General features: G+C 66.9%; 25 protein-coding genes. 13 read left to right on the top strand and 12 right to left on the bottom strand.

All coding sequences use genetic code 11. The annotated features are described in order from the left end of the window. Window positions 1–155 precede the first annotated feature (155 nt). Both ACFWVD_RS07185 and ACFWVD_RS07190 read left to right on the top strand, forming a co-directional pair. Window positions 156–1,325 (top strand): Rieske 2Fe-2S domain-containing protein, encoded by a 1,170-nt coding sequence (locus ACFWVD_RS07185; RefSeq protein WP_379241124.1) that lies wholly within the window; start codon window positions 156–158, stop codon window positions 1,323–1,325. 1 nt (window position 1,326) lies between these two features. Beyond that, window positions 1,327–1,716 carry a hypothetical protein gene (locus ACFWVD_RS07190; protein WP_379241125.1) on the top strand — a complete coding sequence of 130 codons (390 nt, stop codon included), beginning with the start codon at window positions 1,327–1,329 and terminating at the stop codon, window positions 1,714–1,716. On the opposite strand, the gene ACFWVD_RS07195 is transcribed toward ACFWVD_RS07190, so the two are convergent. The 6 genes from ACFWVD_RS07195 to ACFWVD_RS07220 form a co-directional block, all read right to left on the bottom strand. Beyond that, window positions 1,717–2,466, bottom strand: coding sequence for a DUF427 domain-containing protein (locus ACFWVD_RS07195; protein WP_379241126.1), 750 nt, complete (start codon window positions 2,464–2,466; stop codon window positions 1,717–1,719). It abuts the gene before it with no gap. Between the two features lie 183 nt (window positions 2,467–2,649). Continuing rightward, complete coding sequence (locus ACFWVD_RS07200) at window positions 2,650–3,846, bottom strand: acyl-CoA dehydrogenase family protein (protein ID WP_379241127.1); 1,197 nt, start codon at window positions 3,844–3,846, stop codon at window positions 2,650–2,652. Window positions 3,847–3,875: 29 nt separating this feature from the next. Continuing rightward, window positions 3,876–4,898 carry an acyl-CoA dehydrogenase family protein gene (locus ACFWVD_RS07205; RefSeq protein ID WP_379241128.1) on the bottom strand — a complete coding sequence of 341 codons (1,023 nt, stop codon included), beginning with the start codon at window positions 4,896–4,898 and terminating at the stop codon, window positions 3,876–3,878. Between the two features lie 271 nt (window positions 4,899–5,169). Then, on the bottom strand, window positions 5,170–6,306 hold the full coding sequence (locus tag ACFWVD_RS07210) for an acyl-CoA dehydrogenase family protein (RefSeq protein WP_379241129.1): 1,137 nt from the start codon (window positions 6,304–6,306) through the stop codon (window positions 5,170–5,172). Next, window positions 6,307–7,173, bottom strand: coding sequence for an enoyl-CoA hydratase (locus ACFWVD_RS07215; protein ID WP_379241130.1), 867 nt, complete (start codon window positions 7,171–7,173; stop codon window positions 6,307–6,309). Further along, entirely contained in the window at window positions 7,170–8,843 is a 1,674-nt protein-coding gene (locus ACFWVD_RS07220) for an AMP-binding protein (RefSeq protein WP_379241131.1), read from the bottom strand. The genes ACFWVD_RS07215 and ACFWVD_RS07220 overlap by 4 nt, the downstream gene beginning before the upstream one ends. A gap of 79 nt (window positions 8,844–8,922) precedes the next feature. Between ACFWVD_RS07220 and ACFWVD_RS07225 the strand changes: the two genes are divergently transcribed. From ACFWVD_RS07225 to ACFWVD_RS07250, 6 genes are all read left to right on the top strand, one after another. Next, entirely contained in the window at window positions 8,923–10,104 is a 1,182-nt protein-coding gene (locus tag ACFWVD_RS07225) for an acyl-CoA dehydrogenase family protein (protein ID WP_379241132.1), read from the top strand. 47 nt (window positions 10,105–10,151) lie between these two features. Next, entirely contained in the window at window positions 10,152–10,937 is a 786-nt protein-coding gene (locus ACFWVD_RS07230) for an SDR family oxidoreductase (protein ID WP_379241544.1), read from the top strand. Window positions 10,938–10,974: 37 nt separating this feature from the next. Further along, window positions 10,975–11,601 carry a TetR/AcrR family transcriptional regulator gene (locus ACFWVD_RS07235; protein ID WP_379241133.1) on the top strand — a complete coding sequence of 209 codons (627 nt, stop codon included), beginning with the start codon at window positions 10,975–10,977 and terminating at the stop codon, window positions 11,599–11,601. Window positions 11,602–11,635: 34 nt separating this feature from the next. After that, window positions 11,636–12,790, top strand: coding sequence for an acetyl-CoA C-acetyltransferase (locus tag ACFWVD_RS07240; protein ID WP_379241545.1), 1,155 nt, complete (start codon window positions 11,636–11,638; stop codon window positions 12,788–12,790). A gap of 106 nt (window positions 12,791–12,896) precedes the next feature. Further along, window positions 12,897–14,867, top strand: a complete 1,971-nt coding sequence (locus ACFWVD_RS07245; protein ID WP_379241134.1) for a molybdopterin-dependent oxidoreductase — start codon at window positions 12,897–12,899, stop codon at window positions 14,865–14,867. Window positions 14,868–15,064: 197 nt separating this feature from the next. Further along, complete coding sequence (locus ACFWVD_RS07250; protein ID WP_379241546.1) at window positions 15,065–16,066, top strand: alpha/beta hydrolase; 1,002 nt, start codon at window positions 15,065–15,067, stop codon at window positions 16,064–16,066. Window positions 16,067–16,239: 173 nt separating this feature from the next. Here the strand turns inward: ACFWVD_RS07250 and ACFWVD_RS07255 are convergent, their stop codons facing one another. From ACFWVD_RS07255 to ACFWVD_RS07270, 4 genes are read right to left on the bottom strand one after another with little or no spacing between them, the layout of a single operon-like run. After that, window positions 16,240–17,331 (bottom strand): NAD(P)H-dependent flavin oxidoreductase, encoded by a 1,092-nt coding sequence (locus ACFWVD_RS07255; RefSeq protein WP_379241135.1) that lies wholly within the window; start codon window positions 17,329–17,331, stop codon window positions 16,240–16,242. After that, on the bottom strand, window positions 17,328–18,092 hold the full coding sequence (locus ACFWVD_RS07260; protein ID WP_379241136.1) for a CoA-transferase subunit beta: 765 nt from the start codon (window positions 18,090–18,092) through the stop codon (window positions 17,328–17,330). Before ACFWVD_RS07260 ends, ACFWVD_RS07255 begins: the two co-directional genes overlap by 4 nt. Then, complete coding sequence (locus tag ACFWVD_RS07265; RefSeq protein WP_379241137.1) at window positions 18,089–18,970, bottom strand: CoA transferase subunit A; 882 nt, start codon at window positions 18,968–18,970, stop codon at window positions 18,089–18,091. The genes ACFWVD_RS07260 and ACFWVD_RS07265 overlap by 4 nt, the downstream gene beginning before the upstream one ends. 6 nt (window positions 18,971–18,976) lie before the next feature. Further along, window positions 18,977–19,741 (bottom strand): enoyl-CoA hydratase family protein, encoded by a 765-nt coding sequence (locus ACFWVD_RS07270; RefSeq protein ID WP_379241138.1) that lies wholly within the window; start codon window positions 19,739–19,741, stop codon window positions 18,977–18,979. A gap of 68 nt (window positions 19,742–19,809) precedes the next feature. Between ACFWVD_RS07270 and ACFWVD_RS07275 the strand changes: the two genes are divergently transcribed. The 5 genes from ACFWVD_RS07275 (at window position 19,810) to ACFWVD_RS07295 (ending at window position 24,538) form a co-directional block, all read left to right on the top strand. Then, window positions 19,810–20,586 (top strand): SDR family oxidoreductase, encoded by a 777-nt coding sequence (locus ACFWVD_RS07275; RefSeq protein ID WP_379241139.1) that lies wholly within the window; start codon window positions 19,810–19,812, stop codon window positions 20,584–20,586. Between the two features lie 31 nt (window positions 20,587–20,617). Next, window positions 20,618–21,529: an SDR family oxidoreductase gene (locus ACFWVD_RS07280; RefSeq protein ID WP_379241140.1), complete on the top strand. Its 912-nt coding sequence runs from the start codon at window positions 20,618–20,620 to the stop codon at window positions 21,527–21,529. Window positions 21,530–21,732: 203 nt separating this feature from the next. After that, window positions 21,733–22,980 carry a hypothetical protein gene (locus ACFWVD_RS07285; protein ID WP_379241141.1) on the top strand — a complete coding sequence of 416 codons (1,248 nt, stop codon included), beginning with the start codon at window positions 21,733–21,735 and terminating at the stop codon, window positions 22,978–22,980. A gap of 11 nt (window positions 22,981–22,991) precedes the next feature. Continuing rightward, a complete protein-coding gene (locus ACFWVD_RS07290) occupies window positions 22,992–23,507 on the top strand; it encodes an ImmA/IrrE family metallo-endopeptidase (protein WP_379241142.1) in 516 nt (171 codons plus the stop codon). Next, a complete protein-coding gene (locus tag ACFWVD_RS07295) occupies window positions 23,504–24,538 on the top strand; it encodes a hypothetical protein (RefSeq protein ID WP_379241143.1) in 1,035 nt (344 codons plus the stop codon). The genes ACFWVD_RS07290 and ACFWVD_RS07295 overlap by 4 nt, the downstream gene beginning before the upstream one ends. Window positions 24,539–24,661: 123 nt before the next feature. Here ACFWVD_RS07295 and ACFWVD_RS07300 read toward each other — a convergent pair whose 3' ends face one another. Both ACFWVD_RS07300 and ACFWVD_RS07305 read right to left on the bottom strand, forming a co-directional pair. Continuing rightward, window positions 24,662–25,078, bottom strand: a complete 417-nt coding sequence (locus tag ACFWVD_RS07300; protein ID WP_019044759.1) for a helix-turn-helix domain-containing protein — start codon at window positions 25,076–25,078, stop codon at window positions 24,662–24,664. 365 nt (window positions 25,079–25,443) lie between these two features. After that, window positions 25,444–26,607 (bottom strand): steroid 3-ketoacyl-CoA thiolase, encoded by a 1,164-nt coding sequence (locus tag ACFWVD_RS07305; RefSeq protein ID WP_379241144.1) that lies wholly within the window; start codon window positions 26,605–26,607, stop codon window positions 25,444–25,446. Between the last annotated feature and the right edge of the window lie 42 nt (window positions 26,608–26,649).

Genomic DNA, 26,649 nt, shown 5'->3' on the forward strand with positions numbered 1-26,649 from the left:
TTCTATTCGCCTCTGAGATTAGAACAGGTTCTCGTTTCTGTCGAGAAGATCGGCCTACCTCGGATATAACAGGGGTCAACGGAGAACTTCGCTGGATAACTAGCGTGAAGCGGCTCCGTTTTGTAACGTGTTCTAGTGAACGAGGAGGGTTCGATATGGCAGGCAAGGTGAGGGAACTCGATGTCGGCGCACCGCCGACGCGGTTCGCGCGGGGCTGGCACTGTGTCGGTCTGGCGTCGACCTTCCGCGACGGGAAGCCGCACGCGATCGAGATCTTCGGGACCAAGCTCGTGGTGTGGACCGACACCACCGACGAGATCCGCGTGCTCGACGCCTACTGCAGGCACATGGGCGGCGACCTGAGCATGGGCACGGTGAAGGGCGACGACATCGCCTGCCCGTTCCACGATTGGCGCTGGGGTGCGAGCGGCAAGTGCACCGCGATTCCGTACGCGCGCCGCGTGCCGCCGCTGGCCCGCACCAGGAAATGGACCACGCTGGAACGCAATGGTCAGCTGTTCATCTGGCACGACCACGAGGGCAACCAGCCCCCCGACGAGGTCACGATCCCGCACATCGAGGGCCCGTACACCGACGAACACGGCAACCCCAGCGAAACCCACGACAGCGGTTGGACCGACTGGACGTGGGATACGTTGAAGATCGAGGGCGCCAACTGCCGCGAGATCATCGACAACGTCGTGGACATGGCGCACTTCTTCTACATCCACTACGCCTTCCCGACGTACTTCAAGAACGTCTTCGAAGGCCATGTGGCGACCCAGTTCCTGGAGACCAAGGGCCGGCCCGACATCGGCATGGCGGCCAAGCACGGCGGTGAGACGCTGCTGAAATCGGAGGCGTCGTACTTCGGGCCGTCGTACATGATCAATCCGCTGGTCAACATCTACAGCGGGTACGAGATCAAGGTCCAGCTGATCAACTGCCACTATCCGGTCAGCCAGGATTCGTTCGTGCTGCAGTGGGGCCTGTCCGTCGAGAAGCCCAAGGGCCTGCCCGACGAGGCCGCGCAGAAGCTGGCGCAGACCATGGCCAAGTTCTTCGGCGACGGTTTCCTGCAGGACGTGGAGATCTGGAAGCACAAGTCCAAGGTCGAGAACCCGCTGCTGTGCGAGGAGGACGGCCCGGTCTACCAGCTGCGACGCTGGTACGAGCAGTTCTACGTCGACGTCGCCGACGTCACCGAGAAGATGACCCAGCGCTTCGAATTCGAAGTCGATACGACCAAGGCCAATCAGGCGTGGGAGGCCGAGGTGGCGGAGAACTTGCGTCGCAAGGCCGAGGCCGAAGAAGCGGGCGTGTGAGATGAGCCCGAGGTCGAGCGAGCCGCAAAGGTCCGGCGATCCGTCGCGGCTCGCTCCGGCCTGGGCCAAAGCGCCTGATTTCGCGAATCAACCCGCGCGACAGGCGGCGGTGCGGGCGCAGACGGTGGTCGACAAACAGCATTATCTCGACGCGGGTTTGACGCCGCTGCGGTGTCAGGCGTGCTCGGCGCAGGTGCTGGTGCGCAAGGCCAGCGCGCATCAGACCTCGGTGCAGTGGACTGAGCGGCCCGACGCGCACTGCCCCGTTTTCGCGCAGCTGACCGAGCACGGCGCGCGGCCCGGTCGGCCGGAATCCTGTCCGTCACTGGATAAGTCGATCAAGTGGGCGGTCGACGAAGGTCTGCTCGACATCGAAGACGGTGGTCGATAATCAGCCGAACGGCGTGTGCGGGCGATCCTGCAGCACCCCGTCGAGGTAGATGTCGACCTTCTCGTTGTAGAAGGACGCCAGCCCCGTGACCTTCTGACTCTCCGGCAGCGGCGTGCGATAGATCCACACGACGTCGGGATGCTCGGTGTCGCCGACCTGGACGTTCCAGTAGTCGGCGGTGCCCTTGTACGGGCAGCTGGTGTGCGTGTCCGAAGGGGTCAGCAGGTCCATGCGTACATCGGTGAGCGGCAGGTAATACCTTGCGGGCAAACCGGTTTCGAACAAGATGCGCGGCGAGTGTGAATCCGCGACGGTGACGCCGTCGATTTCCACCCGGACATGCCGGGAACTGCCGAGGATGTCCACGCGCGAGTACGGGTCGCGGGGATGGACGAAGATCTGTTCGTCTTCTTCGAACCAATCGAACGCTGCGATGTCCAGTCGCACAGAGTCTTTCAGTTCCGACAGTGGTGAGTCGAGGTAGCGCAGCGCCGCACCTTCCGCACGTAGACCGTCTACCGCGACGTCGTAGCCGGTCGCGTCGCCGCGGCTGGGGGAGTGCTCGGTGATTCCGTTCGGGTCCAGGTCGGCGTGCACGTCGGTGAGCGGCACGTAGTAGGTGGGGTAGTAGGGGACTTCCCAGACGAGCAGGGGGCGTACCGTGTCGGCCACCAGCCTCCCGCGCAGGTAGACCCGCACCCGCTTCTGCCCGGTTTCCACCTTGACGCGCCCGCGTCGGTCGTCGGTCATGGTTTCGACGCTACTCCGGGGCGACGTCTGCGACTTCGACATCCGAACGACCCGGCGTAATCGACCACTTCGGCCGCTTTCAGACGAAATTCGGACTGAAACTCGACGAAGTGGTCGATTACGCCGGGTTCGACCTTGACGCGGACCGGTCGGCGGCGGAGTGACAGCCTGCGCACTAGGGGGCTAGGCGACGGTGGCTGGGCGGCGTGGTGCGCCGAACAGTTCGGCGGTGGCGTGGGCGCGTTTGAAGTACAGGTGGGCGTCGTGTTCCCAGGTGATGGCGATGCCGCCGTGCAATTGGATGGTTTCGGCGGCGACCTGGGAGAACGCCTCGGTGCAGTGGGTGCGGGCGACCCACACGTCCTCCGCGGCGGACGGGCTGTTCTCCGCTACGGCTTGGGCCGCGGCCAGTGCTGCCGATTCCGCGGACTCGACCAGTACGTACATGTCGGCCATGCGGTGTTTGAGTGCTTGGAAGCTGCCGATGGGGCGGCCGAATTGGACGCGGGAGGCGGTGTATTCGACGGTCATCTCGAGGCAGTGTCGGGCTGCGCCGACTTGTTCGGCGGCGATTGCGGCCCAGGCGATTTCGCGCAATCGCTGGCGGAGGGTGGCTGGGTTGTTGGCTGCGGTGGAGTGTGAGGCGCCGGTGGACTGCGCGTTTGCGAGGTTGTCGGTGGTCTGCGGTGGTCTGCGGTCGCTGGTTTCTGCAGTTGTGTGGTTGCCGGTGGCGGTGAGGTCGCCCGTGCCGTTCGGCTGTGCGTGTGCGGGGCCGATCCGGGTGGCGGGGGTGTTGGTGAAGGTGATGGTGGCGAGTTGGCGGGTGGGGTCGAGGGCGGGGGTTGGGGTGCTGGTGACGCCGGGGGCGGATGGCGTGGTTTCGAAGAGGCCGTCGTCGGTCAGGATCAGGAGCAGGTCGGCTTGCGCGCCGTGGAGCACGTAATGCGCGGTCCCGGTGAGAGTTTCGTTCGTGGCCGTGACGCCGGGCGTGTCCCATCCGTTGGCATCGGCCCAGCACAGCGCCGCGGTCCGCGAGCCGTCCGCGAGGTCCGGCAGCAGGCGCGCGTACGCCTGCTCGTCACCCGACAACAGCACCGCCTGCACCCCGAGCACGGCCGACCCGAGCATCGGCACGCTCGCCACCACACGGCCCAATTCGCCTACCACCAAAAGGGATTCGACCAACCCAGCTCCCGCACCACCCCACTGCTCCGGAATGGCGAGTGCGGCGACCCCGACCTGTTCGCACAGCATCCGCCACAACTTCGGGTCGTACCCGAGCTCGGTGTCCATCGCCGAACGCAGCGCCGCCGACGTGGCGTGCTTGTCCAACAGGGCCCGCACAGAAGTCCGGAATTCGAGAAGTTCATTCGATGACATGGGTTTCCTTGTGGGACGCAGTGGTGCGGTTACGCGGGGCGTTGGTGAGCTGCGTTGGCAGGGGCGTGCTCGCGAAGCGCTGTCGCGATCCGGCCGCGGTGGAAGTCGGCCGTGCCCCAGGCGGTGCGCAGGGCCGCGACCCTGGTCAGCCACAGCGACAGGTCGAATTCGGCGGTGTAGCCGATGGCGCCGTGCACCTGCAGGCCGGCGCGGGCGGCGCGGTGGGCTGCGTCGCCGCAGGCCACCAATGCCGCAGAGACGTCGCGGGACCGGTCGGTGGAATCCAGGGTGAGCGCCGCGCGGTACAGCAGTGGTTCGGCCAGGTCCAGGCCGATCCGCACGTCGGCGAGCTGCTGTTTGACCGCTTGGAACTCGCCGATGGCGCGTCCGAATTGCTTGCGCTGCTTGGCATAGGTGGTGGTCTGTTCGAGAATCGAGCGGCCGGCGCCGAGAAGCTGTGCGGCGCAGGCTAGTACGCCTGTATCGAAGGCGTAATCGATGGCAGCCTCGACCTCGGGCCCGTCGGCGACCAACTCGTCGGCTGTGACGCGAAACAGTCTGCGAGCGGGGTCGATAGAGCTGACCAGTCCGGTCGCTGCACCGCCGATTGCCAATCGGCCGACATCGGCGACGAGCACCGGCGTGGCGATGTCGGCGTCGAGAGCGATGCCGCGCTGCGTGTCGAAGGTGATGGTGCCCAGGGCTTCACCGCTGGCGATTGCAGGAAGCCATCGCTGGGCTGCTTCGGGAAGTCGTTGCAGCAGCGCGGGAATCACGGCGGCCGACTCGATCACCGGACCGGGCACTGCGCCGCGTCCGAGTTCGATCAACGCGACGACGAGGTCCACGGGGGTCGCATCCGCACCGTCGTACTTCTCGTCGACGATCAAGCCGAACACGCCCATGTCAGCGACCTGCCGCAGCAGCGCCTGCCCCTTGGCGGTGTCACCGTCGGCCCAGGCGCGCACCGCGGCGGGCACCTGACCGGCATCGAGGATCTTGCGCAGCTCGGCGGCGAAGTCGAGCTGTTCGGTACTGAGCGCGAATCTCATCGCTGACCTCCTGTGTTCGGAAGGGCGATTCGGCCCGAGTGATTGCTGAGCGCGTATACAGGCCCCGGAGCGTCGCCGGGTAGGGCGATGGCACGCCGATCAGCGGCCGACAATGTGCCGAAGGGTCGGTCGATGGGAGGGCGGCCGACGACGTCCGCGTCGAGAACGCGACGGTGCGGCTCGACCGCGGGAACCGTTGTCGTGGCGACCGCGGACCGCTGTTGTCTGACTTGCACGGTCCGAAGTTCGAGCTGGACCATGAAGTGCGCGTTCATCGCTTGCTCTCGCGAGGCAGGCCAAGGATGCGTTCGGCGATGATGTTGCGCTGAATCTCGTTGGTACCCGCGTAGATCGGGCCCGCGAGGGAGAACAGGTAGCCGTCGGTCCAGGTGTTGCGGTATTCGGTGCCCAGCAGGTCGAGCGCCGTCTCGTGCATCGCGATATCGAGGTCGGACCAGAAGACCTTCGTGATCGAGGACTCCGCGCCGAGCTGGCCGCCGTCCTGGAGACGGGTGACGGTGCCGAACGTGTGCAGGCGGTAGGCCTCGGCGCCGATCCAGCTGTCCACCACCGCGTTTCGGGCAGCGGTGTCACTGGGGTCGGTGGTCTCGGTCCACAGGTCGATCAACTTCTGGGCGGTGGCGCTGAACCGGCCGGGGCTGCGCAGGGACAGGCCGCGTTCGTTGCTCGAGGTCGCCATCGCGACTCGCCAACCATCGTTGACCGCGCCGATCACGTCGCAGTCGGGCACGAACACGTCGTCGAGGAAGATCTCCGCGAAGCCGGGTTCGCCGTCGAGCTGCGGGATCGGCCGCACGCTCACACCTTCCGCGGTGAGCGGGAACATCACATAGGTCAGCCCGTGATGACGTTGCGCATCCGGATCGCTGCGGAACAGTCCGAACGCCCAATCCGCATAGGACGCACGGGAACTCCACGTCTTCTGGCCGTTGAGCAGCCACCCACCTTCGGTGCGTCGCGCGGTCGATCGCAGGCTCGCGAGGTCACTGCCGGACTCGGGTTCGGACCAGGCCTGCGCCCAGATGTCGTCCCCGCGTGCCATGCGAGGCAGGATCCGCGACAACTGTTCGGGCGTACCGTGTTCGAACAACGTCGGCGCCAGCAGGAAGATTCCGTTCTGCGCGACCCGCCCCGGCGCGCCCGCGGCGTAGTACTCCTGCTCGAACAGCACCCATTCCAGGATCGACGCGTCACGCCCGCCGAACTCGCGCGGCCACGACACCGCCGACAACCGCGCGTCCGCCAGCTTCGCCTCCCATTCACGGTGTGCGGCAAAGCCTTCCGCGGTGTCCATAGAGGGCAACGGTTCGGCAGGGACATTGGCGGCGAGGAACTCCCGCACCTCCAGTTGGAACTGCAGGGCAGCCGGGTCGATATCGAGATCCACTTACTTCGTCCCGTTCTGTTCAGGAGCGGCAGCCTTCATCGACCGGGCATTCATCCCGCCCAGCGAATCGGCCCCGACCTCGGCATTGTGCGCGTGTGCGAAATGGTGCAGCCCGAAAACCGAGTCCATCCCGGACCGCATGCCCATCAGATCCTCGGCCTGGTTGACGGCCTTCTTGGTCAACGCCAACCCGAATTGCGGCATGACAGAGATCTTTTCGGCCAATGCCATCACTTCGGACTCGAGCTCGTCGCGCGGCACGACCCGGTTGACCATGCCCCACTCCTTGGCCTGCGCCGCCCCGAACCGGTCCCCGGTGAACAGGAACTCCTTGGCCGCGCGCGGGCCCATCACCCACGGATGCGCGAAGTACTCCACGCCCGGAATGCCCATTCGCACAACAGGATCGGAGAAGAACGCGTCATCGGAGCACACGATCAGATCGCACACCCAGGCCAGCATCAGCCCGCCCGCGATGCACGCGCCCTGCACCATCGCGACCACCGGCTTCGGGATCTCCCGCCAGCGCCTGCACATTCCGAGATACACCTCGGACTCGCGCGCGAACCGCTGATCACCACCGGGACGGTCGATATGGTCCCACCACAGCGCGGCCTTGTTCTCGTAGTGCACGTCGTGGTCGCGACCCGGCGTGCCGATGTCGTGGCCCGCGCTGAAGTGTTTCCCGTTGCCCGCCAACACAATTACCTTGACCTCGGGGTCCTCCACCGCACGCACGAAGGCGGCGTCGAGGGCATAGGTCATCTGCGAGTTCTGGGCGTTGCGGAACTCGGGCCGGTTCATGGTGACCACGGCAACCGTCCCGCGCACCTCATAGGTGACGACCTCGGTCTCGGTAGAACTCACGACTTCTCCTCACGTAGCTCACGCTTGAGCACTTTGCCCGCGGCGCTGTAGGGCAGCTGGTCGCGGAATTCGACAAGCCTGGGCACTTTGAAATTCGCCAATTGGGCGGTGGCGTAACTGATTACCGCGTCGACGGTCAGTGACGCGTCGGGCTCGCGGACGATGAAGGCCTTGCCGACTTCGCCCATCCGCTCGTCGGGCACGCCGATCACGGCCGACTCGGCGACACCGTCGAGTCTGGCGAGGGTCTGTTCGATCTCGGCGGGATACACGTTGAATCCGCCGGTGATGTACATGTCCTTGAGCCGGTCGGTGATGCGCAGGTAGCCACGGTCGTCGAGGACCCCGATATCGCCGGTGTGTAGCCAGCCGTCGGGGTCGATGGCCTCGGCGGTGGCGTCGGGATCGTCGAGGTAGCCCAACATCACGTTCGGCCCGCGCAGCAGGACTTCGCCGGCGTCGGACAGGCGCAGTTCGAACCCGGCGATCGGTCCGCCGCAGGTGGTGGCGATGGTTTTCGCGTCGTCGGAGGGCAGGCACATGGTGCCGAAACCCGCCGATTCGGACAGGCCGTAGGCGGTAATGACCACTTCGAAGGCGAGTTCGTCGCGCATCCGCTCGATCAGCACCACCGGCACGGTCGCCGCGCCGGTCACCGCCACCCGCAGGGAGGTCAGGTCGCGGTCGGCGCGCCGGGGGTGGGCCAGGATGGTCTGGTAGATCGTGGGCGGACCGGTGAGCACGGTGATCTGCTCGGACTCGATCAGAGCCAGTGCGGCGGGCACGTCGAAGGTGGCCTGCGGGACGATCGTGGCGCCGGTGACCAGGCACGCGAGGATCCCGGCCTTGTAGCCGAAGTTGTGGAAGAACGGGGGGATCACCAGGTACCGGTCGTCGGCGCGCAGGGTGGAGCAGTCGACCCAGCCGCGCACCACGTCCAGTGCCTGCCGGTGCGCGACGAGCGTGCCCTTGCTGCGCCCGGTCGTGCCGGAGGTGAACATGATGTCGGAGATGTCGTCGGGGGAAACCTGCGCGGCCCGCAGTTCGCCTTCTTCGGCGGTCACGCTCGCCGCGTACCGGGCCAGCTCGGCCCACGTCACCGTGGCTGTGGCGCCGTCGATCTCGGCCGGAGGAATCGGGCCAGTGCCCGCCGCGATTTGCGATGGCGAGGCATCCAGGGACTGTTCGTGCGGCGCTGCCGAGGTCGGTGTCGGCGACGTGTCGAGACTCCTCTCGCGCGGCGTGGCCTGCGCAGCACCTTCGACAGGAATCACCACGACCGTCCCGATCCCGAGCCCCTCGGCCAGCAGTTCCGCCGCCCGATCCCGCCCGAGAAACGGCCCGGCCACGAACACCGCCTTCGCGCCCACCCGACTCAGCACATCGACGGCCTCCGCCACCACATACCGGGTATTCAGCGGAACCAGCGCCGCCCCCACCGAATGCGCGGCCAGCGCGGCGATCACCCAGTGGTGCGTATTCGGCGCCCACATCGCCACCCGATCGCCGGGGGAGATGCCGCGCGCGATCAGGGCGCGGGCGGTGGTTCGAACTTCTTCGAGCAGTTCCGCCCAGGTCAGGCGGGTCGCGCCGTCGATCAGGGCGGGGGAGTGCGGATGCGTGGCGGCGATGTGCCGCAGCGCCTGCGGGGTGGTCTGAGGGGGTGTCACGGGGTCCTCACCGTTGAGCGGTCGCTGTTCTTGACGAAGCAGCTAACAAAGCAAGTGCTTGGTAGGTTATCCTATCGGCGTGGGTGTGATCCAGACCTCAGATTCCGATACCGCGTCCTCCGACGCTGCCTTTTGCGCGGAAATCCGCGAATGGCTCGCCGAAAATCTCGCGGGCGAGTTCGCTGACCTGCGCGGAACCGGCGGACCCGGCCGCGAACATGAATTCTTCGACGAACGTCTCGCGTGGGACCGACACCTGGCGAAGGCGGGCTGGACCTGCCTCGGCTGGCCGGTCGAACACGGCGGCCGCAGCGCCAGCGTGCACCAGCAGGTGATCTTCCACGAGGAGTACGCCAGGGCCGACGCCCCCGCGCGGGTCTCGCACGTGGGCGAGGAACTGCTCGGCCCCACCCTGCTCGCCTTCGGTACGCAGGAGCAGAAGCAACGCTTCCTGCCCGGCGTCCGCTCGGTCGACGAGCTGTGGTGCCAGGGCTACTCCGAACCCGGCGCGGGCTCCGACCTCGCCGCGGTCAGCACCACCGCCCGCCTGGACGGCGACAAGTGGGTGATCAACGGCCAGAAGATCTGGACGTCGCTGGCCCACGTCGCCGACTGGTGTTTCGTGATCGCCCGCACCGAACGCGGCTCGACCCGCCACCACGGCCTGTCCTACCTGCTGGTCCCGATGAACCAACCGGGCATCGAAGTGCGTCCGATCGAACAGCTCACGGGCACTTCCGAATTCAACGAGGTCTTCTTCGACAACGCCGTCACCGACGCCGACCTGGTCGTGGGCGAGCCCGGCGACGGCTGGCGAATCGCCATGGGCACCTTGACCTTCGAGCGCGGCATCTCCACTCTGGGCCAACAGATCCGCTTCGCGCGTGAACTCGCCGATGTCGAAGCCCTGGCCCGCCGCACCGGCGCCGCCGACGATCCGCTCATCGCGCACCGCCTCGACCGCGCGTGGGTCGGCCTCAAAGTCCTGCGCGCGCACGCCCTGCGCACCATGAGCGAAGGCGACGTGGGCGGTGCGTCGGTGTCGAAGTTGTTGTGGGCCAACTGGCATCGCGATCTGGGCGAACTCGCGATGGCCGTCCAGGGCGCCACCGGGCTGATCCTGGGCCCCGACGACATGACCGCCTGGCAGCGGCTGTACCTGTTCAGCCGCGCCGACACGATCTATGGAGGTTCGAACGAAGTGCAGCGCAACATCATTGCCGAGCGGGTGCTCGGTCTGCCGCGAGAGGTCCGCCCGTGAGTGACCAGAGTTTCGACCGGGAGACCTATTCGGGTGCGCCGACGTCGCTGTCGACCGCACCGTCCCCGATCCCCGGGCACGGTCTGCTCGCGGGTCGGAAGGCCGTGGTCACCGCCGCGGCGGGCACCGGCATCGGCTCGGCCACCGCGCGCAGGCTCCTCGAAGAGGGTGCCGATGTCGTCGTATCCGATTGGCACGAAAGAAGATTGACCGCCACGGCCGAAATGCTCGCGAAGGAATTCCCGGAGCGCTCGGTCGGCGCGGTGGTCTGCGATGTGCGCGACACCGCGCAGGTCAACCAGCTGCTCACCGATGCCGCCGCCGAACTGGGCCGCATCGACATCATGGTCAACAACGCGGGCCTGGGCGGCGAAGCCCCCGTCGTCGACATGACCGACGAGCAGTGGGACCAGGTCTTCGACATCACCCTCACCGGCACCTTCCGCTGCACCCGCGCGGCCCTGGCCTACTTCCGCGCCGCGGGCCACGGCGGCGTGATCGTCAACAACGCCTCAGTCCTGGGCTGGCGCGCCCAGCACGGCCAAGCCCACTACGCCGCCGCGAAGGCCGGCGTCATGGCGCTGACCAGGTGCAGCGCGGTCGAAGCCGCCGAATTCGGGGTGCGGATCAACGCCGTCGCGCCCAGCATCGCCCGGCATCCCTTCCTCGACAAGGTGACCTCGGCCGAACTGCTCGACAACCTCAGCGAGCGTGAGGCTTTCGGTCGCGCCGCGGAACCGTGGGAGGTGGCGGCCACCATCGCTATGCTGGCCAGCGACTACACGTCGTATCTGACCGGCGAGGTGGTCTCGGTGAGCAGTCAGCGCGCATGACCGCCGCACCGATACCAAGCAAGTGCTTGGTTGTACGATGGCAGTCGTGACCGCACCCGACACCGTGAAACGCACCCGCCGCGCCGAACTGCTCGACCTCGCCGCCGACCTGTTCGCCGAACGCGGCCTGCGCGCCACCACGGTGCGCGATATCGCCGACTCGGCGGGCATCCTCTCGGGCAGCCTCTATCACCATTTCGATTCCAAGGAATCGATGGTCGACGAGATCCTGCGCGGCTTCCTCGACGACCTGTTCGGCCGCTACCGCGAAATCGCGGCCGCGGGCCTGAGCTCGCGAGACACCTTGGAGGCCTTGGTGATTGCCTCCTACGAGGCGATCGACCGGCACCACGCGGCGGTCGCGATCTACCAGGCCGAAGCCAAAACCCTGCGCGACGTAGAACGTTTCGCCTACATCCGCGACTTCAACATCGAGTTCCGTGACCTGTGGCACCGGGTACTCACCGCGGGTGTCGCGGACGGCAGCTTCCGCCCCGAACTCGACGTGGACCTGGCGTTCCGTTTCCTGCGCGACACCGTGTGGGTCGCGGTGCGCTGGTACACCCCCGGTGGCTCGATCACCGTGAAACACCTTGCCCAGCAATACCTCACGATCGTGCTCGACGGACTCACCGTGCCCGCGAGCAGTTCGTCTCAGCCATGAGCACGTACTAGGAGTCACCATGCCCTACACCCCGATGCGCGATGTCTTCGTCATCGACGCGGTCCGTACCGCGGTCGGCAAGCGCAACGGCGCCCTCGCCGGCGTGCACCCCGCCGACCTCGGCGCCGCCGCCCTGCGCGGCCTGATCGAGCGCACCGGCATCGACCCGGCCGTGGTCGACGATGTGATCGTCGGTTGTGTCGACAACATCGGCCCGCAGGCCGGAAATATCGGCCGCACCATGTGGCTGACCGCGGGATATCCCGAAGAGGTCCCCGGCGTCACCGTCGACCGTCAGTGCGGGTCCAGCCAGCAGGCGGTGAACTTCGGCGCGCAGGCCATCATGAGCGGCACCGCCGAGGTGATCGTGGCGGCGGGCGTGCAGAACATGAGCGCCATCCCGATCTCCGCGGCGATGCTCGCGGGCAAGGAGTACGGCTTCGAGTCCCCGTTCGTGGGCGCGACCGGCTGGGATCAGCGGTACGGCACCGGCGAGGTCTCGCAGTTCCGCGGCGCCGAACTGATCGCCGAGAAGTGGGGCATCACCCGCCTGGACATGGAGCAGTGGGCACTGCGCAGCCACGAACGCGCGCGTGCCGCCATCGCGGAAGGGCGTTTCGAGGCGGAGATCGTGCCGGTCGGGGACTTCCTCGTCGACCAGGGGCCGCGCGAAACCAGCCTCGAGAAGATGGCGACGCTGCAGCCGTTGAGCGAGGGCAGCCCGCTCACCGCCGCGGTCGCGAGCCAGATTTCCGACGGCGCCAGTGCCACGCTGCTCGCGTCGGAATGGGCGGTGCAGGAGTACGGCCTGACTCCGCGTGCCCGGATCCACCACGTCAGTGCCCGTGGCGCGGACCCGATCTTCATGCTCAGCGCCCCGATCCCGGCGACCCAGTGGGCGCTCGAGAAGACGGGCCTGACCATCGACGATATCGACGTCATCGAGATCAACGAGGCGTTCGCGCCGGTGGTGCTGGCCTGGATCAAGGAGATCGGCGCGGATCCGGCGAAGGTGAACGTCAACGGTGGCGCGATCGCGCTGGGTCACCCGCTGGGCGCGACCGGCACGAAACTGTTCGCGACGCTGCTGCACGAGCTCGAGCGGGTGAACGGCCGGTACGGGCTGCTCACCATCTGTGAGGGTGGCGGGACGGCGAACGTGACGATCATCGAGCGCCTCGACGCGTAAGTGACCGGCGTAATCACGCACTTCGCGCCGTTTCGATCAGAATTCTGACTGAAACGAGCCGAAGTGCGTGAATATGCCGGTGCGTGCGCTGGACCGGGTGCCTACGATGAGTCAGGTGAAGGTGCTCGGCGCATGCCCGCTCGACTGTCCCGACGCGTGCTCGTGGGTGGTGACCGTCGAGGACGGCGTCGCCACGGGGCTGCGCGGGAACAAGGAACACCCGGTCACCCGCGGTGCGCTGTGCGTGAAGGTGAATCGGTTCCTCGAACAGGTGGGTGCGCCCGACCGGCTGCGGTACCCGATGCGTCGGGTCGGGCCGAAGGGGTCGGGGCAGTTCGAGCGGATCAGCTGGGACGAAGCACTCGACGAGATCGCCACCCGCGTGACCGGGATCGTCGACGAGTTCGGTGGCGAGGCGATCTGGCCGTTCCACGGGACCGGCAGTCTGGGGTATATCCAAGGGCTGGAAGGGTATCCGGGTCGCCGGATGTTCAACCTGCTCGGCGCCTCGCATCACGCGGCGACCATCTGCTCGGTCGCGGGCGGGACCGGGCTGCGGTACACCCTCGGCACGCCCGGCGGGATGGACCCCGAGGATTTCGCGAAGTCGAAACTGATCCTGCTGTGGGGCACCAACCCGATGACTTCGGGCCACCACCTGTGGAAGTTCATTCAGGACAGTGGTGCGTACCTGGTTTCCATCGACCCCGTTCGCACCAAGACCTCCGAGCGTTGCGACGAACACCTCGCGCCGCTGCCCGGTACCGATGCGGCACTGGCGCTCGGTCTGTTGCATGTGGTGGTTTCGCTGGGCGCGGAGGACAAGGAATTCATCGCCGAGCACACCGAGGGTTGGCCCGAATTCCGGGACAGGATCGAGGAATTCACTCCCGAACGCGTTGCCGAGATCACCGGCTTGCGGGTGGAGCAGATCGTCTCGCTCGGTGAGCGGATCGCTCGCACCCGGCCCACCGCGATTCGCGCGTCGCAGGGAATGCAGCGCCACGCGGGCGGCGGGATGGCGTTGCGGGTGCTGGGCTGTCTGCCCGGCGTGACCGGTGACTGGGCGATTCCCGGTGGGGGACTGCACTATTCGACGAGTGGGCATTTCCGGCTCGATGAGGCCGCGCTGGAACGCAATGATCTGCTGCCGCACCCGGTGCGGACGTTGTCGATGACCAGGCTCGGCGAAGCGCTGCTCGAAACCGATGATCCGCCGGTCAAGGCGTTGTTCGTCATCGCCGCGAACCCGGTCGGCTCCAATCCCGACCAGCGTCGGGTGATCGAAGGACTGTCGCGCGAAGATCTGTTCACCGTGGTCCTGGACCATTTCGGCACCGACACCGTCGACTATGCCGACATCGTCCTGCCGGCCACGATGCAGCCTGAGCATCTCGACGTGATCGCGGGCTATGGCCACCTCTACCTGATCTGGAACGAACCGGCCGTCGAGCCGCCCGGCGAATGCCTGTCCACCACAGAGACTTTCCGTCGACTCTCGCGTCGCCTCGGCCTGACCGAGCCCGCCCTTTACGACTCCGATGAAGAGCTGGCGAAGCAACTACTCAAAGGCCACGACCTCGAGCGACTCCGCGCCGACGGCTTCCTGAAGGTCCAAGCGGGTCCCGTGCCGGCAGGGAAACTCCAGTTCTATTCCGCCAGTGCAGAACTGGCGGGCCATGACCCGCTACCGAACTACACGCCCCCCGCAGATCCCGGCGACGGACTGGTCCTGATCTCCGCCGCCTCGCACTACTTCCTGAACACCGTCTTCGGCTCGAACCCCGAATTGCGCCGTCGTGCGGGCGAATCCACGATCACCCTGCACCCCGACGATGCCGCCGCACGCGGTATCGCCGACGGTGCCGCGGTAGTCGTCTCCAACGATCGAGGCTCGTTCGAGGCGGTCGCCGAGGTCTCGGACCGGGTGCGGCCCGGCGTCGCGGGGACCACCAAGGGACGTTGGGCCAAGTTCACCGGCGGCGCCACCGTGAATGCCACTGTCGCCGAACGAGACTCAGACTTCGGCGGCGGGGCGGTATTCCACGACAACCGCGTCAGCGTGACACCGCGATAACAGTGAATAGTGCCGGACCAGGCGCGCCGTGGGGCTCGCGTCGGCCCAGCGCGCGCTGGTAACGAACGGATCGCCAACGCGGACATAGCTGTTGGATGATCTGATAGCCGCACCCGCGCTGCGCGTCAGTGTGGATGGGTGGGGACCAAATGCGATGACGGTGCCAGCTGTGGCCCGTGGACTGGAACGACTTCTCGATGAAGCTCTCTGTGCTACGCAATCGGACTATGGGGACGGCTATAGCAGCGGCCGTGGCGTTAACCGCACTCGGTGGTGCCGCGACGGCCGAACCTGAGAAGGCATCCGCCCTCTCGTCGATCGTCAAGGATGGACGCACCTGGCATTTGAAGGTGTACTCGGCGGCGATGAAGAAGGATGTCACGGTCGATGTGCAGCGCCCCGTCGACGAGTCCAAACCCGCAGGGAACGCGTACCTGGTCAGCGGCCTCGACGCCGGTGAAGGCATGGCGAGCTGGCAAGGCTCGTCGGACGCGCTGACCTTCCTCGCGGACAAGCAGGTCAATGTCATTCTTCCCATCGGCGGACGGGGTAGCTACTACACCGATTGGTACCGGGAGGACCCACGCCTCGGTCTGAACAAGTGGAAGACCTTCTTCACCGAGGAGCTGCCCCCGATTCTCGACGCGACTCTCGGCTCGACCGGCCTGAACTCGCTGGCAGGCTTCTCTACTTCCGGAACCTCGGTCCTGCAACTCGCAGAGGCGAAGCCGGGTTTGTTCAGGTCTGTCGCGGCTTATAGTGGCTGCGCGCAGACCTCCGATCCGACCGGTAGACAGGCCATCAAGTTCTCTGTCGAGACCTGGGCGGGCGGCAGCACCGTGAACATGTACGGCCCGGACAACGATCCCGCCTGGGTAGCCAACGATCCGGTCATCCACGCGGAGAAGCTACGGGGCACGAATCTCTATATCTCGAGCGGTAGCGGCCTTCCGACCCCAGAAGACGTGCAGTACTACACGCAGGACGGCGTCAGCGTGACCAGCGCCTTCAACCTCTCTGTCGGTGCCATCATCGAGGGGGTTACGAATCTGTGCTCGCACAACCTCAAGAACAAGCTGGACTCGCTCGGTATCCCGGCGACCTATCAGTTCCTCCCGATCGGCACCCACCGCTGGACGTACTGGCAAGCGGCACTGCATGAATCGTGGCCGATGCTGGCGAAGGGCACGGGTATCTGATCCAGCCAGTTCGTCTCCGCCCGTGCTGAATCGGCTGGCGGCGATGCCCAGATGCCTTGTTGGTCGCTGGGAAAGCGCCGGACCTGTGGACACCCTTGTGGGCATCGCGGCTGGTCCGGCGCTCCGGTCACCCCGGCTGGCTCGACGGCCGCTCCAGTCCGTCGAGCCGTTGGTCAGTGAGCCTCGGTTGCGGGCTCGCTGGTCAACGCGCTGATCGCCGTGATGCGGGCGAGCGCGTCGGTGACGATCTGATCGATCAGCTCGCCGACCGTCGGCAGGGAGTCGATGATGCCGGTGACCTGGCCTGCGGGCAGCACGCCCGCGTCGGTGCGACCCTCGACGAGGCCTGCCTTGGTGAGCATCGCCGAGTTGGCTGCCATCACGACCTGTGACCAGGTGAGGTCCTTGGTCTTGCGCATGGACAGGCCGTCGCGCACGAGCGTGGACCACTTCATGCCGGTCATGGACTTGAACTCGGCCGCATTGCCGACTGCCGCTGAGAGACCGCGCCAACCACCCGAATGTTCCAGGCGGTCAACGAGTTCGGTGTTCAGCATCCGGTGCGGCATGCCGTCGACCTTGACCGAAACGATCGTGTCGCCCAATCCGCGCGCGAGGTACTCCTGCTTCACGGCCTCGGGAACGGTGCTTTCCTGGGTCAGCAGGAAGCGGGTGCCCATCGCGACGCCGGCCGCGCCGTACGACAGCGCGGCGGCCAGGCCGCGTCCGTCGAAGAAGCCGCCGGCCGCGATCACGGGGATATCGACCGCGTCCAGGACCGACGGCAGCAGCAGGGTGGTGGCGACCGGGCCCGTGTGGCCGCCGCCTTCGCCGCCCTGCACGATCACCGCGTCGGCACCCCAGGACGCGACCTTCACCGCGTGCTTGGCCGCACCGATGGACGGAATGACCACGACACCAGCATCTTTGAGCCTGGCGATCAGCTCTTTCTTCGGTGCCAACGCGAACGACGCGACCCGCACGTTTTCGCGGATGAGCAGCTCGATGCGTTCGGTGGCGTCGGTGGCGTCGGCGCGGATGTTCACGCCGAAGGGCTTGTCGGTGAGCGACTTGGTCTTGGCGACGGCCGCTTCGAGCTCGGCGAACGTCATGGTCGCGGAGGCTAGAATGCCCAGGCCGCCCGCGTTCGCCGTGGCGGCGACCAGGCGTGGACCGGCGACCCAGCCCATTCCCGTCTGCACGATGGGGTGCTCGATACCGACGAGCCCCGTCAAGGGGGTGCGCAGCCGTGCGGAGGGGCTCATGCGGTGACCTCCTTGTCGCGGAATGACTTGGGGTCCAGGACGGTTCGGATGATCTGCAGCTCTTCTTCGGTGGGCAGTCGGGTCTCGCCTGCTTCGCCGAGCTCGGCCACCTCGAAGGAAGTGTTCTCGGCGACCTCGCCGGGGCTCACACCCGGATGCAGCGAGAGCGCACGCAGTGTGTGATCGGGCCCGTTGAAGTCGAAGACCCCGAGGTTGGTGACCACCCGATGCAGGTGATGGAAGCGGTAGGCAGGGTTGTCGGGATCGATTCTGTCGTAACCGATTCCGGAGATGATGTCGACCTTGTCGACGAACACCCGATTGTTGTGCCGGGGCACGAAGTAGCTGGTCGCGTGGTTGATCGTATTGCCCGGCGCGCCACGCACCCCGAACATCTGCCGCGAAGGATGCTGCAGCGGACCGAAGGCCGACAGGTTCTGGTTGCCGAACCGATCGATCTGATTCGCGCCCATCACCACATGGCGACGGCCGGAAGCCACTACATCGAACACTCGCGAGAACGGAATCCAGCCCTCCATAGGTGCTTTCGCGCCGATAGCCGGTACTTCGGCGAAGAACAGTGCCTCACCGTCGGACAGCAGCAGGTCGGGTTCGAAGGTGAGCCGGGCCAGTCGCGCGCCGATCGTGGTGATCGTCGACATCGGGCTGGCCATGATCTCGCCCGCCCCGCGGAAGATCTCCGCCGCCGCGACGACACAGACCTCGGCCCGAGTGATAGTGCTCTGCGATGCCGCGTTCATAGCTTCTGCTCCTGCGCGAAAGTAGCGACGGCGGACTGGTATTCGTCTTCGGACACGTCGAGGTAGCGGGCCTTGAACTCGGCCCACGACTCGGGGGTCTTGGCGGCCGCCACGTAGTGCTTCTGGAACTTCTCGTCGCGCCCGTAGCTGCCCGAGAACGTGAAGTGCGCACCGCCGGGGGCTTCGACGACACCGTCCACGAGCATCCGGTTGAGGATGATCGCCTGCTGCGGAACAGCTTTCACCAGCTTATCGGTATCGACGATACGATCCACCGACACATACCTGCGCTCAGCGGCCAAGCAGTACAGGTCGTCGAAGTACGGATCCACACCCGTGTACGCCGCGTTGCCGTGCTTATCGGCCAGATCCAGGTGCACGAACGCCGCGTCCAGGTTCAGCGCGGGCATCGCGACCAGGGTCTCCACCCGCCCGTCCGCAGCCGGATACGGCGAGGTGACGGTCTTCAGCTCGCCCTCCCAGAAGTCCAGCACCGACGACCCGAGCCCGGCCCGGATCGGCAGGAACGGCAGCCGTGCCGCGGCCGCCTGCAGCCCGCACTTCACCATCCCCTCGTCCATCTCCCGCACGGTGATCTCGCCGGACGTCCGCGCCTTCGCGAACCACGGGTCGTAGAACGGCGCCGAATCCAGAGAAACGAAGCCGTAGTACGCCTTTCGCACCTTGCCAGCCGAACACAGCAGTCCCAGATCGGGCCCGCCGTAGGTGACCACGGTCAGATCGGTGACGTCGGAACGCAGCAGCGCGCGCACCAGCGCCATCGGCTTGCGCCGCGAACCCCAGCCACCGATGCCGATGGTCATGCCGCTGCGCAGCTCGCCGACCAACTGGTCCAGCGTCATTGTCTTGTCGCGCATGATGTTTCAGTTCCCCTTCTTCTGCGCGGCGAGATCGTCGTCGAAGCGCGCCCTGATCTCGTCGGCGACACCGGCGAGGTTGAGCTCCATGGTGAAGCCCTGTTCGTAGCGGTAGGAGCGGTGCACGTCCTGCACGTCGATGCCGTTCAGGGCGCGCTTGGCGGCCCGGATCACGCGACCGTCCTTGCCCGCGATGTTCTTCGCGACTTCCATTGCCGCAGCGTCGAGTTCGGCGCGCGGCACCACCTTGTACACCGAACCGAAGTGGTGCAGCTGCTGGGCGGTGAGCTTGCCCGCGGTGTAGAACATGGTCCGCATCAGATGCTGGGGGACCAGCCGCGCCAGGTGGGTGGCGGCACCCAGCGCGCCACGATCGACCTCGGGCAGGCCGAAGGTCGCGTCGTCGGAGGCGACGATGACATCGGAGTTGCCGACCAGGCCGATGCCGCCGCCGAGGCAGAAGCCGTTCACGGCGGTGACGACCGGGACCTCGCAGTCGTACACCGCGGCGAACGCGGCGAAGCAGCCGTGGTTGGCGCGGATGAGCGCGGTGTGGCCGACATCGGCGTTCATTTCCTTGATGTCGACGCCGGCGTTGAAGCCGCGTCCCTCCGCGCGCAGCACCACCACGCGGGTGGACTGGTCGCGTCCCGCCGCGGTGACGGCCTCGGCCAGCGCGAACCAGCCGTCCGAAGGCAGGGCGTTGACCGGCGGATAGTCGACAGTGACGACCTCGACCCCGTCGGCTTCGGTGTGACGGATTATCCCCATCGCGGTTCCTATCGTGCGCGCCCGGCGAACCCGAGACAAAGCAAGCAATTGCTTGGTAGGTTAACACGGTGGCTGTAGAAATCGACCTTTCCGACCAGATCGTTCTGGTGACAGGCGGTGTGCGCGGCGTCGGCGCAGGAATCAGCCGCGCCTTCCTCGCTGCGGGCGCGACCGTGCTGACGTGCGCGCGCAGACCCGCCGATGAACCGATCACGGTGGGGGACAACAGCACTGAACACCTCACCTGCGATGTGCGCGATGTCGACGCGGTGGCCGCGATGTTCGCCGAGATCATCGCCAGGCACGGCCGCATCGACCACGTAGTGAACAATGCGGGCGGCGCCCCCTTCGCCATGGCCGACGCCGCGAGCCCCAAGTTCCACGCCAAGATCGTGGAACTGAATCTGCTTGCGCCACTGTTGATTTCCCAACAGGCCAATGCCCTGATGCAGAAGCAGGACACCGGCGGTTCGATCGCGATGATCACCAGTGTCAGCGGCCACCGCCCCTCGCCCGGCACCGCCGCCTACGGTGCGGCCAAAGCCGGTCTGGACAACCTGGTCGCGTCCCTGGCCGTCGAATGGGCTCCGAAAGTCCGCCTGAACTCGGTGGTAGTCGGCCCGGTGGAAACCGAACTCAGCCACCTCCACTACGGCGACGCCGACGGAGTGGCAGCCGTCGCGAAAACCGTCCCCCTCGGTCGCCTGGCCACCCCCGCCGACGTAGGCAACGCCGCCCTCTTCCTGGCCTCACCCCTGGCCGCCCACATCAGCGGCGCGGCCCTGGTAGTCCACGGCGGCGGCGAACGCCCCGCCTTCCTGGACGCCGCGAACACGAACAACTAGCCCCCAGCACCCATGAACACAGGAGCCACCCATGACTGACCCGGCCATCTGCGCGAACCGCACCGTCATCGTCACCGGCGCCGGCCGCGGAATCGGCCGCGCCCACGCCCTCGCCTTCGCCGCCGCGGGCGCCAACGTCGTGGTCAACGACATCGGCACAGCGCTGGACGGTGCCCAGACCACCGAAACCCCCGCCCAGCAGGTCGTCGACGAGATCGTCGCCGCCGGCGGCCAGGCCGTCGCCAACTACGACGACGTCGCCGACTGGGAAGGCGCGCGCCGCCTCGTCCACCAGGCCATCGACACCTTCGGCGGCCTGGATGTCCTGGTCAACAACGCCGGCTTCGTCCGCGACCGCATGCTGGTCAACCTCGGCGAAGACGAATGGGACGCCGTGATCCGCGTGCACCTCAAAGGCCACTTCGCCACCATGCGTCACGCCGCCGAATACTGGCGCGCGGAGTCGAAAGCAGGCCGACCGGTCGACGCTCGGGTGATCAACACCAGCTCCGGCGCGGGCCTGCAGGGCAGCGTCGGCCAGGGCAATTACGGCGCGGCCAAAGCGGGCATCGCAGGACTCACACTCACCGCCTCCGCCGAATTCGCAAGATACGGCGTGACCGTGAACGCCATCGCCCCCGCGGCCCGCACCCGGATGACCGAGACCGTGTTCGCCGACACCATGGCCGCCCCCGACGAGGGGTTCGACGTGATGGCTCCGGAGAACATCTCGCCGCTGGTGGTGTGGCTCGGTAGCGCCGAATCCGCCGGGGTGACGGGACGGATGTTCGAGGTAGAAGGCGGAAAGGTCGCCTTGGCGCAGGGCTGGCTGCATGGCGCTACGGTCGATCGCGGAGCTCGCTGGGACCCGGCCGAGCTCGGTCCGGTGGTCAAGGAATTGATCGCCAACGGCGTCGCGCCGGAGCCGGTCTACGGCGCATAGCCAACGGCGCGATGTGCGGCCGGGGAACGCTCCCCGGCCAGCGCTTATGGCAAGTCACACACGTCCAGGGGGCTGGACGACTCTAGCTCTACTCTGCGGGGCTGGGGGACTGGGTTTACTATGGGCTACTGTTCGTCGATCCCGGAATGTGTCGCGACCGGGGGTAATTCTGCGCTGAAATAACTAAGGGGATGATCTAGCGCATGGCCATTGGTCGCATGTTGCGCGTATTTGCCGCTGCGAGTGTGTTGGCCGGTTGTGCGCTATTAGGGCCCGCGGTCGCGTTGGCCGCCCCCGAAAAGCCGCCGACACCAGCAGCGCAGGCGCCGGGAACCGGAAGCAGTGGGCAGGACAACGGCAGCGCAGGTGGTGGGCAGAGCACCCCCACCCCGCTGCCCGGTGAGCTCGCCCTGCCCGGTCAGGGCAATGGCAACGGCCAGGGTGCCGTCCCCCCGAACCCGGCCGACCCCGAGCAGGGAGCCCCCATCGCCGACGAAGGCGAATGGACCCCCCTCGCCATCCCCGGCCAGTCCACCGCTGACATCCCCAAGAAGGAAGTAGCGGGCCCGCTCTCCGGCTCCGCCGGCGCAGGTTCCGCCGCGGCGGGCGCAGGCTCCGCAGCCGCGGGAGTGGTCCTCGGCACCGGCTCGGCCGGCCTGGGAGTACTGCTCGGCACCGGCTCGGCCGGCCTCGGCGTGGCTCTGGGCACCGGCTCCGCAGGCCTGGGCGTCGTGCTCGGCACCGGTTCAGCGGGAGCCGCCGCAGTACTGGGCACGGGCTCGGCTGCCGTAGGTTCCGCCGCAGCGGGCACGGGCTCGGCTGCTCTCGGCGCAGGCTCCGCAGTCCTCGGTACCGGCTCGGCCGCAGTCGGCTCTGCGGCAGCGGGCACAGGCTCGGCTGCTCTCGGCGCAGGCTCCGCAGTCCTCGGAACAGGTTCTGCCGCAGTAGGTTCCGCCGCCGCAGGCTCAGCAGCGGTGGGCTCCGCAGGCGCAGGCTCAGCAGCAGTAGGCTCCGCGGCCGTCGGCTCAGCCGCAGTAGGTTCGGCCACGCCCCTGCTTCTGCTCCTGATCCCCATCCCCTCGGCCCCCGCCGCACCAGCCCTGCCGTCGATCGCGATCCCCCCGGCCCCCGCCGCACCCTCGATCCCCGGCGTCCCGAATATCGCTGTCGCAGCACCGGTTCCGGCGGCGGCACCCCCTGCGGCAGAAGCACCCGCACCCGCCGCACCCCCCGCAGCGGCAGCACCGGCCCCGGCCGCCAAACCGAACCACGAATTCAAACCCACCAGCGACAACAGCGGTCTGCCCGAACCCGAACTCCTGTCGGTGATCGGCGGCCTGATCGCGCTGACCCTGGCCGGAACCGGTTCGGGCGCAGTGAGTTTCCAAGGTGCCGCCGCAGCCCAAGCACGGGTGAACGCGGCACGCGCGCAGTTCTTCCCGAGGTCGTGAGGGGATCTTCGATGAGTAAGAGCAAGACCCAGTCCACCTCCCGGTCCTATCGCCGCGTGGCCGCTGCCGTCGACGCGGTGTGCGCGGTGGCCGCGGACTCCGATGCCACCAGCCTCGACGAGGTGGTGCAGGCCATCTCGCTGGAGCGGCAACGCGAAATCGAGATCACCAGCGCGAACCTGGGCCCCGGCGTGTGCGGTCAGCGCCGGTTCTATCCCGAACGCGACATCATCGTGCTCGCCGACGCCCTGCCAAGCCGCGATCACACCCTGGCCCACGAACTGGGCCATATCGTGTTCGATCACGAGGGCGCTCCCGCGGTCGAGACGACCCTCGAGGTCAGCGACGACCTCATCGCCTACATGCTCAGCCAACGCGCGCACGCGCAGATCGTCGACGACGGCGGCGACGACCTCGCCGAATGGGAGGCCGAGACCTTCGCGGCCATGCTCATGACCCGACTGCGCGTGTTCAGCAACCGAGGCGCAGGCGTCTCGGTCCTTCGATTCGATGAGGCCCTGGGATGACACTGTGGTTGACAGCCCTGCTGGTCTGGGTCGCCGCGGGCGCCCGAGTGGGTCGGGTGCTGGTGAAGCCGGCCACGACCTCGCGCGTGGCCATCGTGGTGGCGGTCGCCGCCGTGGCACTCGCGGTCACCGTCGCGATCCCGGAGATGGCCGTGGCCGTGGACAACCTGATGAAGGGCGGCGTGCACAGCGGATGGCTGTCCACCGGCATCGTGATCTCCGCCTGGATCCTGTTCACCACCGCCACCTCGGTGGTCGCCTCTGCGGCCTGGCCGGTGGTCTCGCGGCGTAACCTGCGCCAGGTCGCGATGGTGGTCTACGGCATCGGCGCGGTGTCGATCGCGCTCACCCTGGCCTGGTCGTTCACCTTCGGCTGGATCGTGGTCGCGCTGGGCGCGGTGTTCATCGTGATCACCGGTCTGCGCAACCTGGACTGGACGATCCTGGGCCGGGGCATCGCCATCTACATCACCGGCACCGCCCTGGTCGCGGTGCTCGCGGTCGCCAATGTCGGTCGCGCCTTCCAAGGTGCGGCGCCGACTCCGCCGACCGAACCGCTGTGGGGTTGGGTCGCGTGGGAGATCGCCGCGCTGCTGATCGCGTTGGGCGCGGTGTCGATCGTGATCGAACTCTGGTGGCGGGCCAAGGTGCTGCTGCGCCGGATCCAGCCGCTGCACAAGCTCATGGTCGGCCGGTTCCCCGAGGTGGTCGCCCCCGAGCAGAACGCCACCTCGGCACAGCTCAAGGCCTCCGATCACATGGCGCAGGTGATGGACGCGCTGTACCTGCTGTCGGGCAGCGGCATCGTCATCCCGGCCGCGGGTGAACCGCCGAACTCGGTGCCGCAGCGGGCCGCGGTGGTGGCGGAGTGGGCGCGAAATCCGTTGGGGGACTTGTTCGTCGACGCGCGCTGGATCGCGCCCCCGACCGGTGTGAGCCCGCGCGGTTGGGTGCTGGCGTTGGCAAGTGAGTACGAGAAGGTCGCCGCCGCCGAAGGTGCGGCACCCCAGAACGCCGCAACACCGCGCTGACACAGAAAACGGGCCTGAGCTGGTGGTTTCCCACCGTCTCAGGCCCGTTGTCTGCGTATCCGACGTTGTTACGGCCGTACCCAGGACACCATCAGGTGCGTCAGGCCGACCACCGCGTGGTCCCTATTCCGTGCCGTCCGGCGGAATTTCGGGCAAGCCTTCGCTGGCCCGCAGCTTCTCCGCCATGGAGGTGAGCAGATTCTGTGATTCTTCGGACAGATCGAATGCCCTGCTCGACAGTCGACGAAGTCCGTAACCCTGCAGCTGCGCAAGCAGTTCCAGGTCGTGATCGATCTTGGCCGCGTAGATATCGTTGAAGAAGTAGTCAGGCTTGACCTTGAAGAACTTCGCCAGGGCGGCCACCGTCTCATCGGACGGATTTGTTCGTTGTCCCGACCGCAACTGCGAGAGATACGGCTTCGAGATCGGATGCCCGGAGGCAGTTAGCGCAGCCGCAACCTCTGCGTTGGTGTGCGGCTTGCGCCCCGGGGGATGCACGGTTTCGAACAGCTTGTTCAGCCGCGCCGCGAAATCAGCCATTGTGAGCCGCCCAATTCCCTTCACTGTACTAACAGTCGTTATCTCGGATACGTATCATTGATATTAGCGGCTCAGTAACTGAAAACCTACGCCTGATTCGGGATTTCTCGACGATTTCCTACGCTCACCTGCGTGCAGGGGCGGCGGTGGTCGTGTTTGCGGGTCGCGCCAACGGCTCTTGTGGAGCGTGGACGTGTCCGGGTTCGTGCCCGTCGTGGGGTTCTTCCGCCATGAAGGCATGGTAGCTCAAAGATAGCTGACATCTCATCATCCCCCTGCTCCCCGTGACTTTGTGGCGTACGACACGTTCCAGGCGCCCTGGGATGAATGTTCAACCTGGGCGCCCGGTTTCGGTGAAGCCCACTCTACAGGCGTTCGATGATCGTGCCTGTCGCGAGTGCTCCACCGGCGCACATCAGCACCATCGCAGTGCCCTGACCAGTGCGTTCGAGCTCGTGTAACGCGGTTGTGATCAAACGGGAGCCGGTCGATCCCACAGGATGCCCGATTGCGATCGCACCGCCATTGACATTTACCCGGTGCATGTCCGGCTGATGTACAGATGCCCACGAAAGTGCGACAGACGCGAATGCTTCGTTGATCTCGAATACATCGATATCGTCGATCGTCATTCCGGAGCGCTCGAGAAGACGACTGCACGCCTGCACCGGACCGTCCAGATGGAACTCCGGCTCCGAGCCGACGAGCACCTGGGTGTGGATCCGCGCGCGCGGGCGCAAACCCTTTCGGCGCGCGACGGTTTCGTCCATCAGCAGCACCGCGGCGGCACCGTCGGAGATCTGCGAGGAGGTGCCCGCGGTGTGGATGCCGTCGGCCATGACCGGCTTCAGCGCGGCCAGGCCCTCGATGGTGGTCGCGCGCAGGCCCTGGTCGCGGCTGACCTCGATCTTCTCGCCGGTGGCCACGCCCTCACTGTCGAGAACCGGAGCCGAGACCGTCAGTACCTCACGGTCGAACCGACCTTCGGCCCATGCCTGTGCGGCCAATTGCTGTGAGCGCAGGCCGAATTCGTCGATATCGGAGCGGGTGATGCCGCGCCTGCGGGCGATCCGCTCGGCCGCGCCGAACTGATCGGGCAGGTCGATCGACCACGACGCGGGCCGCCGCGCACCGGCGGTGGTGCCGACATTGGCACCCAGCGGCACCCGGCTCATGGCCTCCACGCCGCAGGCGATGCCGACGTCGATGGCCCCGGTGGCGATCAATCCGGCGATCAGGTGATTGGCCTGCTGCGCCGAACCGCACTGGGCGTCGATGGTGGTCGCGCCGGTCTGCCAGGGCAGGCCCGCGTGCAGCCATGCGACGCGGGTGATGTTGTTGGACTGCTCGCCGGCCTGGGTGACGCAGCCGCCGATCACCTGCTCGACCTCGGCGGGGTCGAGTCCTGCTCGGTCGAGCAGTCCGCGTTGCGCCAAGCCGAGCAGCTCGGCCGCGTGCAGGCCGGCGAGCTGTCCTCGACGTTTGCCGATCGGTGTCCGAACGGCCTCGACGATCACGGGTGTGCCCATCTGAATCTCCCTCATAACTGCAACAGGTTCTGATCTTGGGCT

This window comes from Nocardia sp. NPDC058666, from assembly GCF_042714895.1.
GTDB lineage: Bacteria > Actinomycetota > Actinomycetes > Mycobacteriales > Mycobacteriaceae > Nocardia.